This is a genomic window from Ruegeria alba, assembly GCF_022321465.1.
Taxonomy (GTDB): domain Bacteria; phylum Pseudomonadota; class Alphaproteobacteria; order Rhodobacterales; family Rhodobacteraceae; genus Ruegeria_B; species Ruegeria_B alba.
This window is the reverse complement of record NZ_JAKOEM010000011.1, coordinates 26,367-42,784: the sequence shown is the minus strand read 5'-3', so window position 1 is coordinate 42,784 and position 16,418 is coordinate 26,367. Positions and strand designations below refer to the sequence as shown.

15 protein-coding genes are annotated in these 16,418 nt (G+C 62.6%); 8 read left to right on the top strand and 7 right to left on the bottom strand.

What is annotated here, in order from left to right; genetic code table 11:
• Window positions 1-18: 18 nt before the first annotated feature.
• From MB818_RS13125 to MB818_RS13115, 3 genes are read left to right on the top strand one after another with little or no spacing between them, the layout of a single operon-like run.
• A complete protein-coding gene (locus tag MB818_RS13125) occupies window positions 19-1,053 on the top strand; it encodes an LLM class flavin-dependent oxidoreductase (protein WP_234143299.1) in 1,035 nt (344 codons plus the stop codon).
• A 14-nt stretch (window positions 1,054-1,067) separates the two neighbouring features.
• A complete protein-coding gene (locus MB818_RS13120; RefSeq protein ID WP_238905367.1) occupies window positions 1,068-1,871 on the top strand; it encodes a carnitinyl-CoA dehydratase in 804 nt (267 codons plus the stop codon).
• Window positions 1,868-2,821: a 3-hydroxyacyl-CoA dehydrogenase NAD-binding domain-containing protein gene (locus MB818_RS13115; protein WP_238905365.1), complete on the top strand. Its 954-nt coding sequence runs from the start codon at window positions 1,868-1,870 to the stop codon at window positions 2,819-2,821. The genes MB818_RS13120 and MB818_RS13115 overlap by 4 nt, the downstream gene beginning before the upstream one ends.
• On the opposite strand, the gene MB818_RS13110 is transcribed toward MB818_RS13115, so the two are convergent.
• Window positions 2,787-3,872 carry a GlxA family transcriptional regulator gene (locus tag MB818_RS13110; RefSeq protein ID WP_234137639.1) on the bottom strand — a complete coding sequence of 362 codons (1,086 nt, stop codon included), beginning with the start codon at window positions 3,870-3,872 and terminating at the stop codon, window positions 2,787-2,789. The genes MB818_RS13115 and MB818_RS13110 overlap by 35 nt on opposite strands.
• Window positions 3,873-4,448: 576 nt before the next feature.
• Here MB818_RS13110 and MB818_RS13105 point away from each other — a divergent pair.
• Entirely contained in the window at window positions 4,449-5,339 is an 891-nt protein-coding gene (locus tag MB818_RS13105) for a cation diffusion facilitator family transporter (RefSeq protein ID WP_238905363.1), read from the top strand.
• 20 nt (window positions 5,340-5,359) lie between these two features.
• Here MB818_RS13105 and gcvA read toward each other — a convergent pair whose 3' ends face one another.
• Complete coding sequence (gene gcvA, locus MB818_RS13100; RefSeq protein ID WP_238905361.1) at window positions 5,360-6,289, bottom strand: transcriptional regulator GcvA; 930 nt, start codon at window positions 6,287-6,289, stop codon at window positions 5,360-5,362.
• Window positions 6,290-6,397: 108 nt separating this feature from the next.
• Between gcvA and MB818_RS13095 the strand changes: the two genes are divergently transcribed.
• A complete protein-coding gene (locus MB818_RS13095; protein WP_238905359.1) occupies window positions 6,398-7,594 on the top strand; it encodes a serine hydrolase domain-containing protein in 1,197 nt (398 codons plus the stop codon).
• Here the strand turns inward: MB818_RS13095 and MB818_RS13090 are convergent.
• Genes MB818_RS13090 through MB818_RS13075 form a run of 4 tightly spaced genes read right to left on the bottom strand, consistent with a single transcriptional unit; the run spans window position 7,579 to window position 11,686 of the window.
• Window positions 7,579-8,025, bottom strand: a complete 447-nt coding sequence (locus tag MB818_RS13090) for a hypothetical protein (RefSeq protein ID WP_234217039.1) — start codon at window positions 8,023-8,025, stop codon at window positions 7,579-7,581. The two genes, MB818_RS13095 and MB818_RS13090, sit on opposite strands and share 16 nt — an antisense overlap.
• A gap of 51 nt (window positions 8,026-8,076) precedes the next feature.
• Entirely contained in the window at window positions 8,077-9,870 is a 1,794-nt protein-coding gene (locus MB818_RS13085; protein ID WP_238905357.1) for an ABC transporter ATP-binding protein, read from the bottom strand.
• Window positions 9,867-10,742 (bottom strand): ABC transporter permease, encoded by an 876-nt coding sequence (locus tag MB818_RS13080; RefSeq protein ID WP_234137645.1) that lies wholly within the window; start codon window positions 10,740-10,742, stop codon window positions 9,867-9,869. Before MB818_RS13080 ends, MB818_RS13085 begins: the two co-directional genes overlap by 4 nt.
• Complete coding sequence (locus tag MB818_RS13075) at window positions 10,739-11,686, bottom strand: ABC transporter permease (protein WP_234143313.1); 948 nt, start codon at window positions 11,684-11,686, stop codon at window positions 10,739-10,741. Before MB818_RS13075 ends, MB818_RS13080 begins: the two co-directional genes overlap by 4 nt.
• A gap of 201 nt (window positions 11,687-11,887) precedes the next feature.
• Between MB818_RS13075 and MB818_RS13070 the strand changes: the two genes are divergently transcribed.
• The 3 genes from MB818_RS13070 (at window position 11,888) to MB818_RS13060 (ending at window position 15,644) form a co-directional block, all read left to right on the top strand.
• A complete protein-coding gene (locus tag MB818_RS13070) occupies window positions 11,888-12,724 on the top strand; it encodes an alkaline phosphatase family protein (RefSeq protein WP_238905355.1) in 837 nt (278 codons plus the stop codon).
• Window positions 12,725-12,857: 133 nt separating this feature from the next.
• On the top strand, window positions 12,858-14,435 hold the full coding sequence (locus tag MB818_RS13065; protein ID WP_234137648.1) for an ABC transporter substrate-binding protein: 1,578 nt from the start codon (window positions 12,858-12,860) through the stop codon (window positions 14,433-14,435).
• 105 nt (window positions 14,436-14,540) lie between these two features.
• Window positions 14,541-15,644, top strand: coding sequence for a glycine cleavage T C-terminal barrel domain-containing protein (locus tag MB818_RS13060; protein WP_234237712.1), 1,104 nt, complete (start codon window positions 14,541-14,543; stop codon window positions 15,642-15,644).
• 76 nt (window positions 15,645-15,720) lie between these two features.
• Here MB818_RS13060 and urtE read toward each other — a convergent pair whose 3' ends face one another.
• The gene (urtE, locus tag MB818_RS13055; protein WP_234217036.1) at window positions 15,721-16,416 is read right to left on the bottom strand and encodes an urea ABC transporter ATP-binding subunit UrtE; all 696 of its coding nucleotides are present in this window, start codon (window positions 16,414-16,416) and stop codon (window positions 15,721-15,723) included.
• Window positions 16,417-16,418: the final 2 nt, after the last annotated feature.

Here is a 16,418-nt window from a genome sequence, read left to right as displayed (position 1 = left end):
CGGAAAGGAACACGGACAATGAAATTCCAACTTGCCATCAACCTGGAACGGATCGACGACAGTCTCGACATGAACGACGTCGCGCGCCACACGCTTGAAATGGTGCAAATGGCCGAAGAGGGCGGTTTCGACATCGTCTGGGCCGCAGAACATCACGCCATCGAGATGACGATCGCGCCGAACCCGTTCCAGATCCTGACCTGGTGGGCCGGAGAGACCAGCAATATCCGGCTGGGCACCGCGGTCGCCACGGCGGCCTATTGGCACCCCATCAACCTCGCGGGCGAGGCCGCGTTTCTTGACCTGATCAGCGGCGGGCGGCTGGAATTCGGCATCGGCTCGGGCGCCTATCAGCGCGAGTTCGACCGGATGAAACCGGGTCTCAAGCAATCCGATGCCTGGCGCTACATGCAGGAAATGCTGCCGGCGGTACGCGCGCTGTGGCAGGGCGATTATGCCCATGACGGCGAGTACTGGCAGTTCCCGACCTCGACCTCGGTGCCCAAGCCGGTACAGGCCGACATGCCGGTCTGGGTCGCCGCACGTTCGCCCATCACCTATGACTATGCGGTGCGCAACCGCTGTCATATCAACTGCTGGCCCTTGACCCGGCCCTTTGCCGAGGCGGAACTGTACAAAAAGCAGTTGGACGAGGCCATCGCCAAGGCCGATAACGGCTGGTCGCCCCGTTTCGCGCTGATGCGCCATGCCTGCATCTATGACAATGCCGCCGACCGCCAACAGGCGCTGGACGCGATCCGGCGGTTGCTGTCGCAATTCGAGAACCTGTTCCGCAATGCCGGTGATGTGGTCAACGGCTTCCCCGCCGCGCTGCCGCTGGACCAGATCGCGGGCCGCGAGCAATACGATCCCGAGATGCTGGAAGAGAACCTGATGTTCGGCTCGCCCGAAACCGCTATTGCCAAGCTGAAACGGTACGAGGACCTGGGTGTGAACGAGTTCATCTATTACGCGTCGATGGGGCTGGATCATGACGCGCAGAAGCGCTCGCTCAGGATGTTCTGCAATGAAGTCATGCCGGAATTCCGGTGATGGAGGAGACCCCGATGAGCGAAGGTGTCAGCACCCGCCGTGAAGGCCATGTCCTTGAGGTCACGCTGTCGCGTGGCAAGGTCAACGCCATCGACGTGCCGACTAGCCAGGCACTGGCGGCGGCGTTTCAGGAACTGCACGAGGACAAGGAGTTGCGCTGCGCGATCCTGACCGGTGGCGGCGACAAGATCTTCAGCGCGGGCTGGGATCTGAAGGCGCTGAACGCGGGCGAGATGCAGCTTGATAACTGGTGGGAGAGCGACGACTACGGGTTCGGTGGCTTTACCGGCCTGACCGAAAACTGGTCGCTGAACAAGCCGGTCATTGCCGCGATCAACGGGTTGGCCATCGGCGGCGGGTTCGAGATGGCGATGGCCTGCGACCTGCTGATCGCCGCCGATCACGTGGAATTCGGCCTGCCGGAAATGCCGCTGGGCATCGTGCCGGATGCGGGCGCGCTGCAACGTCTGCCCCGGCGCATTCCGCATAACATCGCGATGGAGATGTTCCTGCTGGGCCGCCGCATGTCGGCGACCGAGGCCGCCCATTACGGTCTGGTCAACAAGGTGGTGCCCAAGGAGCAACTGATGGATGCGGCGCGCGAATGGGCGGCCTCGATCGCCTGGTCGGCGCCCTTGGCCATGCAATCGGTGAAAGAGGTTCAGCGCGAGATCGAATGCGTGCCGCTGGAACAGGCGTTCCACAAGATGCGCACCGACCCGATGCCGACCTATCGCAAGATGCTGAAATCCGACGATGCTGCCGAAGGCGTGGCCGCCTTTGTCGAGAAACGCGAACCCAGGTTCAAGGGCGAATGATGTATCCCGATCCCACCTCCATCACCCGTGTCGCCAGTATCGGCGGCGGCCCCATCGGCGGCGGCTGGGCCGCGCATTTCCTGGCGCGGGGTTATGACGTCACCAGCTATCTGCACGACCCGGCCGAGGAGGGGGCGTTTCGCACCATCCTCGATACCGCCTGGATCAGCCTGACTGCATTGGGGCTTGCTCCGGGCGCGTCGCTGGACCGGCTGCGCGTCGTTCATGACCTTGACGCGGCGGTCGAGGGGGCGGGGTTCATCCAGGAAAGCGCGCCCGAAAATCTGGCGATGAAACAGGCGCTTTATCACCGACTGGGGCGGATCGTGCCCGAGACTGTGGTGATCGGCTCCTCGACCTCGGGGCTGATGATGACCGACATCCAGGCCCAATGCGAAACGCCCGGACGCACGGTGATCGGGCATCCGTTCAACCCGCCCTATCTGCTGCCGCTGGTCGAGATCGTGGGCGGAGAGAAAACCGACCCGGCGGCGGTGGAATGGGCCGGCGAATTCTATCGGATCGCGGGCAAGGCGCCGTTGATGATGAAAAAGGAGATCCCCGGCTTTGTCGCGACACGTCTGCAAGAGGCGCTGTGGCGCGAGGCGCTGCACATGGTCGCCAATGGCGAGGCCACGCCCGAGGATATCGACATCGCACTGATGAACGGCCCGGCGCCGCGCATGGTCAGCCAGGGGCAATGCATGGCGTTTCACGTCGCCTGTGGCGCGGGCGGCATGGCCACCAATCTGGATCAGTTCGGCCCGGCGCTGAAACTGCCCTGGACCCGGCTTCAGGCGCCCGAGCTGACGCAAGAATTGCGCGACCGCATGGTCGATGGCTGCAATGCCGTCGCCGGTGACCGGCATTTTGCCGACATGGCGGCGCAGCGTGACCGCGAGATCGTCGCCGTGCTCAACGCCCTTCGGGAGGCGCGAGCGGCGCTTTAGAGCGCTTGTCCCCCGAATTGAGCGCGTGCAGGAAATCCGACAGGGTGCCCGGCCATGTCGGCGCGGTCTCGTTCGACGGCCAGGCCTCGCGATATTCCGACGGCCTGCGCCCGAAGAACTTGCTGAACGAATACGAGAAATGCGACAGCGTGTTGAAGCCCGAGGCGGTGGCGATCTCGCGCACACTGAGTTCGGTCGCGATCAGCAGGACGCGTGCGTTCTGCAACCGGCGCAGCAGGCCGAACTGGACCACGGTACAGCCCACGTGTTTCTTGAACTGCCGCTCCAGCTGGCGTTGTGACACGTCCAGCGCGGCGGCGATCTGGGGCACGGTCAGCGGCTCTTCGATGTTGCGTTCGATCAGGGTCATCGCCTGCCGCACCAGCGGCAGGATCGATTCCGTCCCGCGCCCCATGGTCCGGCGCTGCGAGGAGGACCCCTTGCGGATCGGGTTGTGCAGCATCTGGTCGGCAATCTCGCCCGAGAAACTGGCCCCGTGCGACTGCTCTATCAGCCGCAGCATCAGGTCGACACCCGCCATGCCACCGGCACAGGTCAGGATCCGCCCGTCGATGGTAAACAGCTGTTCGACCACGGAAATCTGGTCGAACTTCTCTTGGAAACCGTTGATCCAGGACCAATGGGTCGTGGCTTCCTTGCCATCCATCAGGCCGGCACGGGCGACCAGATAGCAGCCAAGCTCGACCGCGCAGATGCGCTCGCCCCGCCGCGCGCGCTTGCGCAGCCACGAGGCCAGCGCCTTGTTCTGGTAATGCTCGCCCCCCCAGCTGGCCAGCACAAAGACCTGGTCGGCCGGTGCGGTCTGGTCTGGCTCGACGTCCAGATGCACCCGCACGCCATTGCTGGCGCCCAGTTTCAGCCCATCGAACGAGGTGACTTCCCATGAGAACAGCCGCTCGGAAGACAGGTAATTCCCGATCCGCATGGTTTCGATCATCGTGATCAGGGTCGTCAGGTTGAACCGCGGCACCACCACGAAAACCGAATGGAGCTGGCCTCTGTCCTGAGGGGGCAACAAGTCGAGTTGCATGATATTTCCTAAGGTTACTCTCCTTTGCATCTTATAAATTTTTTTCGACGGCAACACATCAGCTATGACGAATATTCGCCAGCTTTTCGGAGGGTCCAGCCAGCAAACCGAAAGAACTTTGAGGAAAGTTGCACGAGCCAAGAGGCTGTGCTGCCCGGTACCGCCACTGTTGCCAAAGGCGCGACTTGCAAATGCCCACAAGCCCCGGTCACCCCCATGGCTGTTCCAGCCTTTGGCCGAATCCATGCCCGAATCGGGTACCGGTATGAACTGCCCCGAGGCGCGGCTGGCTCAGATCGGTGGATGGCTGCCGAGTTTCTTCAAAAGCGGGGTCATCGCGCTGTCGATCTCGCTGCTGGCCTCCTTTTGGGAAACGCTCAGTGCCATCACGGCCATCGCCTTTGTCATTTCGGTGATCCTGTCGCGGCGCAACGCAGGGGGGCAGGGCCACGGAGAACGTCGTCCAGCCGAGGCTCTGCCCTCGTTGCAAGACCGAGTTGGTCGCGGAGCGAGGCATCGCTTGCCCGTTGCCGCTGACGGGGCTACTCAGTCCACCTGCCGCATTGGAGGGAATCGATGTCCGCGACCATCCGGATCGCCATTGCCAGCATCTTCGTCGGTGCCCTTGTTCTGGGCATCAAAACGCTTGCTTGGTGGCTCACGGGTTCTGTCGCGCTGCTTGCGGATGCGCTTGAAAGCACCGTCAACGTGGCAACGGCCATCGCAGCGCTCATTGCCATCCGTATCGCAGCACGACCGGCGGATGCGTCTCACCCCTACGGGCACCACAAGGCCGAGTTCTTCAGCGCCGTGCTTGAGGGGGTCATGATCATCGTCGCCGCGCTGCTCATCCTGCGCGAGGCCTATACGGGGTTTCTGGCCCCCCGGGCGATGGACCTGCCGATCGAGGGGCTGCTGGTCAACGGCGCTGCCACGGTGATCAATGCGATCTGGGCCTGGGTTCTGGTGCGGCGTGGTCGCGCCGCCCGCTCTCCGGCGCTGGTGGCGGATGGCAAGCATCTCTTTACCGATGTGATCACCTCGGCCGGGGTGGCGCTGGGGATATTGCTGGCCATCGTCACCGGCTGGTGGCTGCTTGATCCGCTGATGGCGGCCTTGGTCGCGGTCAATATCCTCTGGTCCGGCTTTCACCTGGTGCGCCAGTCGCTCAGCGGGTTGATGGACGAAGCGGTGTCAGAGGATACGCTGGCTAAGGTGCGCGACATCATCTCGAGGGAGGCGGGCGGCGCGGTCGAGGCGCATGATCTCAGAACGCGGCACGCGGGGCAGGCCACCTTTATCGACTTTCACCTTGTGGTCCCGGGCGAGACCACGGTGTTTGACGCGCATGAGATTTGCGACCGCGTCGAAGCGGCGCTGAAAGTGGCCGTGGAGGGCGCCAAGATCACCATCCATGTCGAACCCGAGCACAAGCAGAAACACTCCGGCATCGTGGTACTCGACTGAGCCCGATAGAGCGCCACGCCTCAAGTGCGATAGGTTGTCCGGATCCTCCGGTTCTCGGGGTCGTTCGCCGCAGTCTCGACAAGCCAGTCGCTGAACTTGCGCGCATCCGGATGGTCGCGGCCTGTCTCGGGCGAGATCAGATAGAACGCCTCTTGCAGGGGGGCCTCGATCTCGAAGGGGGTGACCAGGCGCCCGCGTTCTATTTCGATGCCCAGCATCGAGGATCGCGCCAACGCTACCCCGCCCTCGCGCGCCGCGAATTCAAAGGCCAGAAGCGAGGTATCGAATTGCAGACCCTGGCCCGAGTTCACCCCGGTCGTCTGGGCATAGCGTAGCCAGTCGGCCCAGCCTTCCTCGTATCCCAGAACATGCAACAGGCGGTGATGGACAAGGTCTTCGGGCTGCCGAAGCGCCCGTTCCCCGTTCAGCAACGCGGGGGCGCATACCGGCTTGATCACCTCCCATGTCAGCCGTTCGGCCGTGTAGCCCGGCCACCTGCCGGTGCCGTACTGAATGTCGAGGTCGAACCGCTCGTTGTCGAACTGGTCGCCCCAGACGCTGGACACCAGCCGCACCTCGCTCTCCGGGTGACGGTCGAAAAAGCCCTGAAGCCGGGGTGCGATCCAGTTGACCGAATAGCCCACTGGCGCGCGGACGGTCAGAACCTCGGACCGCCTGAGGCCAAATACCTCTTCGGTGCCCGCCGCCAGACGTTCGAACCCGTCGCGGACCTTTGGCAGATAGGCGGCGCCGACCTTGGTCAGCACCAGGCTCCGGGGTTTGCGCTCAAACAGGGGTTCACGCAGGTAATGCTCCAGCAGCTTGACCTGTTTGCTGATCGCGGCCTGGGTCAGGTTCAGTTCCTGCGCGGCATGGGTGAAACTCAGATGCCGGGCGGATGCTTCGAAGGCACGCAACCATGTCAGATGGGGAAGTCGCCGGGTGCTCATGACCAACTCATGCATAACTCTGATAGTGTTATAGGGCGATTATCCATCGCTTGAAAGCGAGGAATGATCTGCCGCAAAGTTGTGGCGAAGGATCAAGGAGGACCGGCCTTGCCGCAGGACCATATCGATGGTGTCGACCCCAACCGCCTGAGACGCATTTCGCGCTGGATGGAGGGGCATGTGCGTGACGGGCGCCTGAGCGGTCTGGCGGTGCAGATCGCGCGGCGGGGGCAGGTCGTCTTTTCCGAACGGGCCGGCCTTGCCGACGCGGCGACCGGGCGGGCGGTGGCGCCGGATACGATCTGGCGCATCTATTCGATGACCAAGCCGGTGACCTCGCTTGCGCTGTTGATGCTGTACGAGGAAGGGGCGTTCCAGCTTAATCAGCCAGTCGCCGACTTCCTGCCCGCCTTTGCCGATCCGCAGGTCTGGACAGGCGAGGGGCATGCCCTGACCGAGACCGAACCCGCGCGCCGTCAGATCACCATTCACGACCTGCTGACCCATCAGGCAGGGATCGTCTATGGCGACCCGCATGGAAACGCATTGGAACAGGCGCTGTCGGCGGCGGGCCTCGATTTTGACCGCGGTTTTGCCACCATGGCCGAGGCGGTCGAGGCGCTGGCGGCTTTTCCGTTGGCCTTTCACCCCGGAGCGCGGTGGTTCTATGGGTTGTCGACCGATGTTCTGGGGCACTTGATCGAGGTGATCAGCGGCCAGACGCTGGGCGGTTTTCTCAAGTCACGGATCTTCGATCCGCTTGGCATGACCGATACCGGCTTTTCGGTGCCCGAGGACAAGGCAGGACGATTGGCGACGCTTTATGATCATGCCGGCGGGGGATATGTACCCTCTGCCAGTCAGGATCGCTGCCATGCGCCGGTCACGCTGGAAAGCGGTGGTGGCGGGCTGGTCTCGACTATGGCCGATTACCAGCGTTTCGCGACCATGCTGTTGCAGCGCGGCGCCTATGACGGCGGCAGGCTACTGGGGCGCAAGACGTTCGACCTGATGGTGTCGAACCAGATGGGCGGCGATCTGGCCAGCCGGGGGCAGGCGCATTTCAGCGAAACGACCTTTGAAGGGATCGGCTTCGGCCTGGGCGTGTCGGTGATGCTGGACCCGGTCCGTGCCAGGATCGTCGGCTCACCCGGCGAATTCGCATGGGGCGGCATGGCCTCGACCGCGTTCTGGGTGGACCCGGTCGAAGAGATGACCGTGATCCTGATGACGCAACTGATCCCCTCCAGCGCTTACACATTGCGCCGACAGCTGAGGGTTTTGAGTTATCAGGCGCTTGTTTGATCCTCGCCGTGGCGCCTCAGGAAATCGATCAGGGGCTGCATGCTTTTGCTATCCCCCCTTGTTTCGGCAAGGGCGAAATCGACAATCGCCTGCTCATGCGCGACCAAGGCTTCGAGGGCGGCTCGATCTGCGGATGGCGCAATATGCAGCAGATCGGTCATCTCCTGGATGTAGGCGGGGTAATCATTGGCCATAGACCAGACGAACTCGAGCCACGGCCTTTGTTCGACCGCCGCCTCGGCTTGACCCTTGCTGTTCAGGAACTCGGGATCGCCCGGCGTGATTTCAGCACGTGTGACTGGGGGCCGCAGGATGCTGGCCGTGACGGCCTCTATTCGTGCGATCAATTGCAACGCCTGACGCTGCTCGGGATACTTTCTTGCCAGCATCAGAAAATAGGCTCGGCCGGCGATCTCCTCGTCAAAGGCCACCTTTAGCGCGGTTTGGTAGTCAGGAAACCGGCGTGGTTTCGGGGGCATGTTTCAAAGACCTCGATCAGGCAACTCGCCCGTCGGCAGATGGCAGGCGATTTCCAACCCATCGGACAACACTTTGAGCGGCGGTGCAACGGTGTCGCAGGTCCCAGATATCACATGAGTGCAACGGTTGGAAAAGGGGCAGCCCTTCGCTCCGATTACGACACTGCCGGCGCTTGCGGCCTTGGCCTCGCCGGTATCGGCCACGCCCTCCAGCCAGCCTTGCCGCATCTCGGGGACCGAGGAGAGCAGCAGTTTTGTATAGGGGTGAAAGGGCGGGCCGAAGACCGCAGCGGATGGCCCTTTCTCGACCACCCGGCCGGCATAGAGAACCACCACCTCGTCGGCGAATGACGCAACGGTCGACAGGTCGTGGCTGATGAACATGTAGGCGACGCCCAGTTTCTCCTTGAGCGATTTCAAAAGCTCGATGACCCCCGCCGCGACCACGGTATCCAGCGCCGAGGTGACCTCGTCGCACAGGATCACCTTTGGGTCGGCGGCCAGCGCGCGCGCCAGGTTGATCCGCTGTTTCTGGCCCCCCGACAGTTCACCGGGAAAGCGCGAGGCAAAGTTGCGCGGAAGGTCGACGAGTTCCAGCAGGTCACCCACCTTGTCCGCGCGCGCGCGCCCCTTGAGCCCCTGATAGAACTCCAGCGGGCGGCCCAGGATGTCTCCGATCCGCTGGCGCGGGTTCAGCGCCGTGTCGGCCATCTGAAACACGATCTGGCAATCCTTGAGCGTATCGCGGGGGCGATCCTTCACGCTTGGAGCGGCAACCTTCCCATCGAGCTTGATTTCGCCCTTTCGCAGCGGTGTCAGGCCGGCGACGACCCGCGCCAGCGTGCTTTTCCCACAGCCGCTTTCGCCGATCACCCCGACGACCGATGCGGCGGGGACGTCAACCGAGACATCGGACAGGATGGTCAGCGCGCCATAGCCCGCGGTGATGTTGCGGGCCGAGATCACCGGCGCTTGCGCCGCACTGGCGTCAACATGGTCGACCAGATGCGGTGCGGGCCGAACCGCCGCCATCAGCGTGCGGGTATATTCGTGCTGCGGGTCATGCAGGATCTGGGCGGTTGGTCCTTCCTCGACCATTTCACCGTTCTTCAGCACAAGAATGCGATCCGCCACCTGCGCCACGACCGCAAGGTCGTGGGTCACGTAGATCGCCGCCGTGCCCTGATCACGAATGATGTCCTTGAACGCCTTCAGCACCTCGATCTGGGTGGTCACGTCCAGCGCCGTTGTGGGTTCGTCCAGGATCAGCAAATCCGGCCCGCAGGACATGGCCATCGCCGCCATCAGCCGCTGCAACTGACCGCCCGAGACCTGATGCGGGAACTTGTTGCCCACGGTGTCGGGATTGGGCAGGTCCAGCTTGCGATAAAGATCGACGGCGGTGGCGGTCAGGGTCGCGGCATCGCCCGCGCCATGCCAGAGCGGTGCCTCGATCACCTGTTTGCCGATCCGTAGGGCGGGGTTGAAACTGGCCGCCGCCGATTGCGCCACATACGAGACCTCGTTCCCGCGCAGCGCGTGGCGGTCATGCGGAGACAGTTTCATGATGTCGCGCCCATTGAGCCAGATCTCGCCGCCCGAGATGCGGCAGCCGGGGCGGGCAAAGCCCATCGAGGCCAGCGAGATCGTGGACTTGCCCGACCCGCTCTCGCCGATCAGGGCCAGCACCTCGCCCTTGGCCACGTTGAGCGACACGCCCTTCACGATGGGCACATAGGTTCCCCCTGGTGGGCGACCCTCGACACGCAGGTTCTTGATGGTCAGGATGTCGCTCATTGGTCGATCTTCTCCAGAACGGTTTCACCCTGCTGACGCTGCTGGAACCAGTCGACAAGCAGGTTCATGGATACGGTCAGAGAGGCGATACAGGCGGCAGGGATCAGCGCGGCAGAAGAGCCGAGGAACAGCCCCCCCACGTTTTCCTGCACCATCAGCCCCCAGTCGGCGGCAGGCTCCTGAACGCCCAGACCCAGAAAGGAGAGACCCGACAGGAACAGGATCGAAAAGGTGAAGCGCAAGCCGAATTCCGCGATCAGTGGCGCCATCGAGTTTGGCAGGATCTCGCGGGTCAGGATCCACCAGGTGCCTTCGCCTCGGGCGCGCGCGGCCTCGACAAAATCCATGACGCCGATGTCATAGCCCAATGCGCGCGACACCCTGAAGACGCTGGTCGACAGCACCAACCCGACCGTCAGGACCAGAACCGTGATCGAGGTGCCGAAGGCGCCGATCACCACCAGCGCCAGCAGGGTCGAGGGAAAAGCCATGAAGGCCTCGACGATGCGACTGACCACGATATCGAACCAGCCCTTGAGGATGGCAGCGGCAAAGCCCAGCGTGACGCCAAAGGTAAAGGAGATTACCGTTGTCACCAGCGCCAGCAACAGCGTTGTGCGGACGCCGTAGATCAGCCGCGAAAACACGTCGCGCCCCAGCTTGTCGGTGCCGAGCCACCCGCCTTCGCCGATCGGAGCGAATGTCTTGGTCGAGATGATATCGGCCTCTCCATGGGGGGCGATCCACGGCCCGAACAGGGCGAGGACCAACCAGAACAGCAGGATGCCACCCGCGAAAATCGCGGTCCGGGTCAGGCGCAGGCCGGCAAAGACCGAAGCACGCGGCTTGGCGAATTCGGTTGCGTCGCTCATTTCGGATACCTCAGGCGCGGATTGGCCATGATGGACAGGACATCGGCCAGCAGATTCAACAGGATATAGACGGCGCCGAAGATCATGGCGCAGGCCTGGATCAGCGGGATGTCCCGCAGCGTGACGCCATCGACCAGCAGGCGGGTCAGACCCGGCACGCCAAACACGGTTTCAACGATGATCACGCCCGAGACCATGTAGCTCAGGTTCAGGGCGATCACGGTCAGGATCGGGGACAGCGCATTGGGCAGGGCGTGCAGCACCACAAGGCGGCGTTTCGGCAAGCCCTTGAGCGCGGCCATCTCCATATAGGGAGATGTGAAGATGTTGATCACCGAAGAGCGCGTCATCCGCATCATGTGTGCCAGCACCGCAAAGCTGAGTGTGGCGACGGGCAGGGCAAGCGCGCGGGCATTCTGCCAGAAGTCGAAATAGGGCCGCGTGTTGGCCGAGGCAGACAGCCATTTCAACTCGACCGCAAAGACCTTCATCAGGATCAGGCCGATAAAGAACTCGGGCACCGCGATCAGCGCGAGCGTGGTCATGGCCAGGGTCTTGTCGACCCGCCCACCGGCGCGCATCGCAGACCAGAGGCCCAGCGCCAGCGACAACGGCACAGAGATTGCAGCCGCAAGCAGGGCCAGGCGGAGCGTGTTCCACATCCGGCTTTCGATCATGTCGGCCACCGGCCGCTTGGTCGCCAGCGAGGTGCCCAGGTCCCCCTGGACCATGCCGCCCAGCCAGTCGAAATAGCGCACGATCGCGGGGCGGTTGAGGCCCATCTCCTCACGCAGGGTCGCGAGCGCCTCTTCGGTTCGGCTTTGGCCCAAAATGGCTTCGGCCACGTCACCGGGAAGAATCTCGGTGGCGCCGAAAATGATAATGGATGCCAGCAGCAGGGTGAGCACACCCTGCGCCAGACGGGTCAGAATGATCCGGTGCACCTTGTTCCTCCCTTCAAGGCTGCCGGTATATTCGGCCCAAGCCCGGGTTCGGACAAACAACCATAGCAACCCGAATGGGGTCGTTTTGGTTATGGCAACGGCATGCGTTTTCGACTTTTTGGGCAATGACCGTTTTTTTGTTGTTTGTCGGGGCGGTTTGCAAGGCAGCAAAACGGAGTGGAACTGCAAAGGACATCGACCATGCCCGCCAAACTCTTGCTCATCGTTCTGGACGGTGTTCCCTACAGGAACTTCCGTCGGTTGTTCGGCAATCTCGAAGGACTGGTCGCATCGGGAGAGGCCCGCGTAAGGCGCATGCGTTCGGTGCTGCCATCGACGTCTTCGGCCTGCTATGCCTCGATGCACACCGGCTTGCCGCCGCATCGCCATGGTGTCGTCGGCAACAAGCACAGGCGGCGACTGGAGGTGCCGGACGTGTTCTCGGAACTGGCGGGCGCCGGGCGAAAAACCGGTGCCGTGGCGCTGAGCTGGTGGAGCGAGCTGTTTCACCGGATGCCCTTTGACCCGGTGCGTGACATCGAGAGCGACAGCGCAGTTGGCCCGATACATCACGGTCGGTTTCACACGATGGCGGATGCGACCGATGCAAACCAGATGAGCCCTTCGGATGCCGATCTCTTTGCCACCCTGACCTATCTTTGCGAGGCGAAAGACCTGGATTACGGATTGCTGCACACGTCGACGCTCGACAGCATGGGGCATCGCTTTGGTCATGGACGAAAGGAAATGAGCGATGCCTGTTATTATCTGGATGCGGCCCTGGCGCCCTATGTGACCCGCTGGCGCGAACTGGGGTATGACGTCATTGTCACCGCCGATCACGGGCAGGACGATCTTGGCCATCACGGTGGCGCCGGAGAAGATCAGCAGGATGTGGCATTGTACTATTTCGGCAGCAGCGCCCTGCCATCCGAAGATGTCCTGTTGGACCAGCTGGCGCTTGCTCCTTCGATCCTGACGAGGATGGGGGTCTCTGTTCCCGAAGGTATGACGGGCGCTTCGTTCCTGTCTCGCTGAAGGAGCGGATGCAATGCATAACCACAGTTATGGCAAAGTCATGAAATCGGTTGTTTGTGCCACGCACGCGCGCCCCGCACTCTTTGCGGCATAGCGGGGACTGCCCGTCATCGGTCATCTGGGAGGTAACGACATGTCCGACATCGACAGCCTGGTACGGCAATACAAGGCCGGCGCGCTCAGCCGCCGCGGCTTTTTCAAACGCGCAGGCGCCTTTGGTCTGCTGATGCCTGCGGCAAGCGGTATCCTCACGATGGCTGGCCCGGCACATGCCGAAGAACCCAAGCGCGGCGGCTGGCTGCGGATCGCGCAGGGCAACACGGACAACACGCTCGAGCCGGTGCGCATGGTCGACACCGATGACGGCATTTACTCGAACTGCGTGTATCAGCGCCTTACCCGGTTCGCTCCGACACTGGAGGTCGAGGGCGACGCGGCCGAGGAGTGGAGCGTGAATGCACAGGCGACCGAGTGGAGTTTCAAGCTGCGCGGCGGGCTGACCTTCCACAACGGTCAGTCGGTGACGGCGGCGGATGTGGTCGAAAGCCTGTCGCGGCACATCGCCGAAGGTTCGGAATCTCCGGCCAAGGCACTGCTTTCCACCGTTACGGCAATCGAGGCGCCGGATGCCTCGACCGTCAAGATCACCCTGTCCTCGGGCAATGCCGACCTGCCGGTGATCATGTCGGACTATCACCTTGCCATTCATCCGGCAGGCCATACCGATTTCGCAATGGCCATCGGTTCAGGCCCGTTCAAGGTGATGGAGTTCATCCCCGGCGAGCGTGTGGTCCTTGAGCGGTTTGAAAACTATTACGAAGAAGGCAAACCCTATCTCGACGGGATCGACTTCATCCCGGTTCCGGACGCCAATGCGACGCTCAGCACATTGCTGGCCGGTGACGTGGACGCCATCCGCGATGTGCCCGCCTTTGCGGTCGAACAACTGAGCGGCAATGATGCGATCACGCTCTACAACACGCCCACGGGTGGCTTCACCAACATTGTCATGATGGTTGACCGGGCGCCGACGGACAACGCGGATTTCCGCAAGGGGATCAAGCATGCGCTGGATCGCGAACTGATCCTGAACCAGGTGTTCAAGGGCATCGGCACGATTTCGGCCGACACGCCGATCGGACCAACCTACAAGTACTGGTGCAAGGACGTGAAGCCCGCCGAATACGACCTCGACAAGGCGAAGTTCCATTTCGACAAGGCCGGGGTCAACGCTGTCGAACTCTATACCTCGGAGACCGCCGGCAGCACGGCCAATGACATCGCGCTGACCTTCCAGCAATCCGCGAAGGGCGCTGCCGATATCAAGGTCATCAAGACCCCTTCGGACGGGTATTGGTCGAACATCTGGATGCAGAAGCCGATGACCATGTCGGGCTGGCAGGCGCGGCCCACCGTGGACGCCTTTCTGACCATCGCGCACATGAAAGGCGGCAGCTGGAACGAAACCATGTGGGGTTCGGATGCGTTCGACGCCATGATCCTTGCCGCGCGTGCCGAACTGGATGAGGCCAAGCGGGCGCAGATGTATTGCGACATGCTGCACATGATGAATGACGACGGCGGGTTCGTGAACCCTGTGTTCCAGAACCAGCTTGAGGCAACGGCGAAAAACGTCATGGGCTATACGCCGCATTCGGTCGGTGCGATGGGTGGATTTGGCCAGACCTTGCGCAACGTCTGGCTCGCCTGATCCGGATCACTCCCCGTCAGTGACACCAGCAGACTGACCCCTGGCCGCCGGTCGACCCGGACTGGCGGCCGTTTTCTTGCGTCCACCCGAACAACCGGTGCAATCATGTTCTCCATCTCGCCCTCGACCCGCCTGCGGACGTCGCCCTTTTATGAGGCCACGCTGGCCGACGGTGTCTGCGCCATGACGACCTATAACCAGATGCTGATGCCGACCTCTTACGGTCATCCCGAAGAAGAGTACTGGCGCATCATCAACGGCGTTTCGATGTGGGATGTGGCGGTGGAACGCCAGGTCCAGCTGAAAGGGCCGGATGCAGGGCGGCTGGCGCAGATACTGGCGCCCAGGGATCTGACGAAATGCAAGGTCGGGCAGGGCAAATATGTGCCATTGTGCAATCACCATGGCGTGTTGATCAACGACCCGATCCTGCTGAAGCTGGACGAGGAACGCTATTGGCTCTCGATTGCCGACAGCAACATCTGGTTCTGGGCCGAGGCGATTGCGCGCGAGCGCGGTCTGGATGTCGAGGTGAGCGAGCCGGACGTGTCGCCGCTTGCGGTGCAGGGACCCAAGGCGGAAACCGTGGTCGCCTCGATCTTTGGCGATTGGGTGCGGGATCTGAAGTATTTCTGGTTCCGCGAGACCGAGATAGACGGCATTCCGGTCGCGGTGGCCCGGTCCGGCTGGTCGAAACAGGGCGGTTTCGAAATCTACCTGATGGATGGCTCCAAGGGCAGCGCGCTCTGGAATATCGTCAAGGAAGCGGGTCAGCCGTACGGCATCGGGCCGGGGAACCCGAACTGGTGCGAACGGGTCGAAAGCGGCCTCGTCTCCTATGGCGGCGACTCGGACGGGCACACCAACCCGTTCGAGGTGCGGATGGGCAAATATGTCGATCTGCATGTACCCGACGACACCATCGGGATCACTGCGTTGCGGCGCATCGCGGCCGAGGGGCCGAAACGGCACCAACTGGGTGTGGTTCTGGACGATCCCGAACCGGCCAAGGCCGAATTCACCTGGAGCGACATCGAGAGGAACGGGCAGAAGATCGGCGACCTGACCACCTGCGTCTGGTCCTACCGGATGAAGAAGAACATCGGTTTTGCCCTGGTTTCGGTCACGGCAAAACCCGGTGACCGGGTGCTGGTGCAACGTGGGTCGGGCGCGGTCGAAGGAACCCTTTGCGAGCTGCCTTTCCTCTGACGGCCGCAGCAAGTGCAGCAGGGAACCGCCGCCGCGAACAGCGCAAGCGGGGCGGTTCTCGGGGGCGGTCTTGCGCTCAGACAGAGAGCCCGGCCAAGACCGCCTCTCGCGACAGGTCCGCCTTGCTGCCGCGGGTGATGACTTCTCCGCGCCGCAGCACCAATATCCGGTCGGCAAGTTCATAGGCGAAATCGAAATACTGCTCGACCAGCACGATGGCCATGTCACCCGAGGCTTTGAGATGCCGGATGACCTCTCCGATCTGCTGGATGATATTGGGCTGGATGCCTTCGGTGGGTTCGTCCAGAAGCAACAGACGTGGTCTGGTGATCAGCGCGCGGGCAATGGCCAGTTGCTGCTGCTGGCCCCCTGAAAGATCGCCGCCGCGCCGGTTCTGCATCTGCTTGAGCACCGGGAACAGGTCAAAGATCTCGTCGGGGATGACATGCGCATCCTTGGGCAGACAGGCAAAGCCGGTTTCCAGGTTTTCGCGCACCGTCAGCAGCGGAAAGATCTCGCGCCCCTGCGGCACATAGGCGACGCCTTTCCAGGCCATCCCGTGTGCAGGCAAGATGCCGACTTGCTCGCCATCCAGTTCCAGCGTGCCGCCCGAGCGCGGATGCGTGCCCGAGATCGCCTTCATCAGGCTGGTCTTGCCGACGCCATTGGTGCCCATCACACATGTCACCTCGCCCTGCCTGGCCTCCATCGAGATACCGTTGAGGATTTGCGAATGCCCGTAATGCAAGGTCAGATCGGTCAGTTTCAGCATGG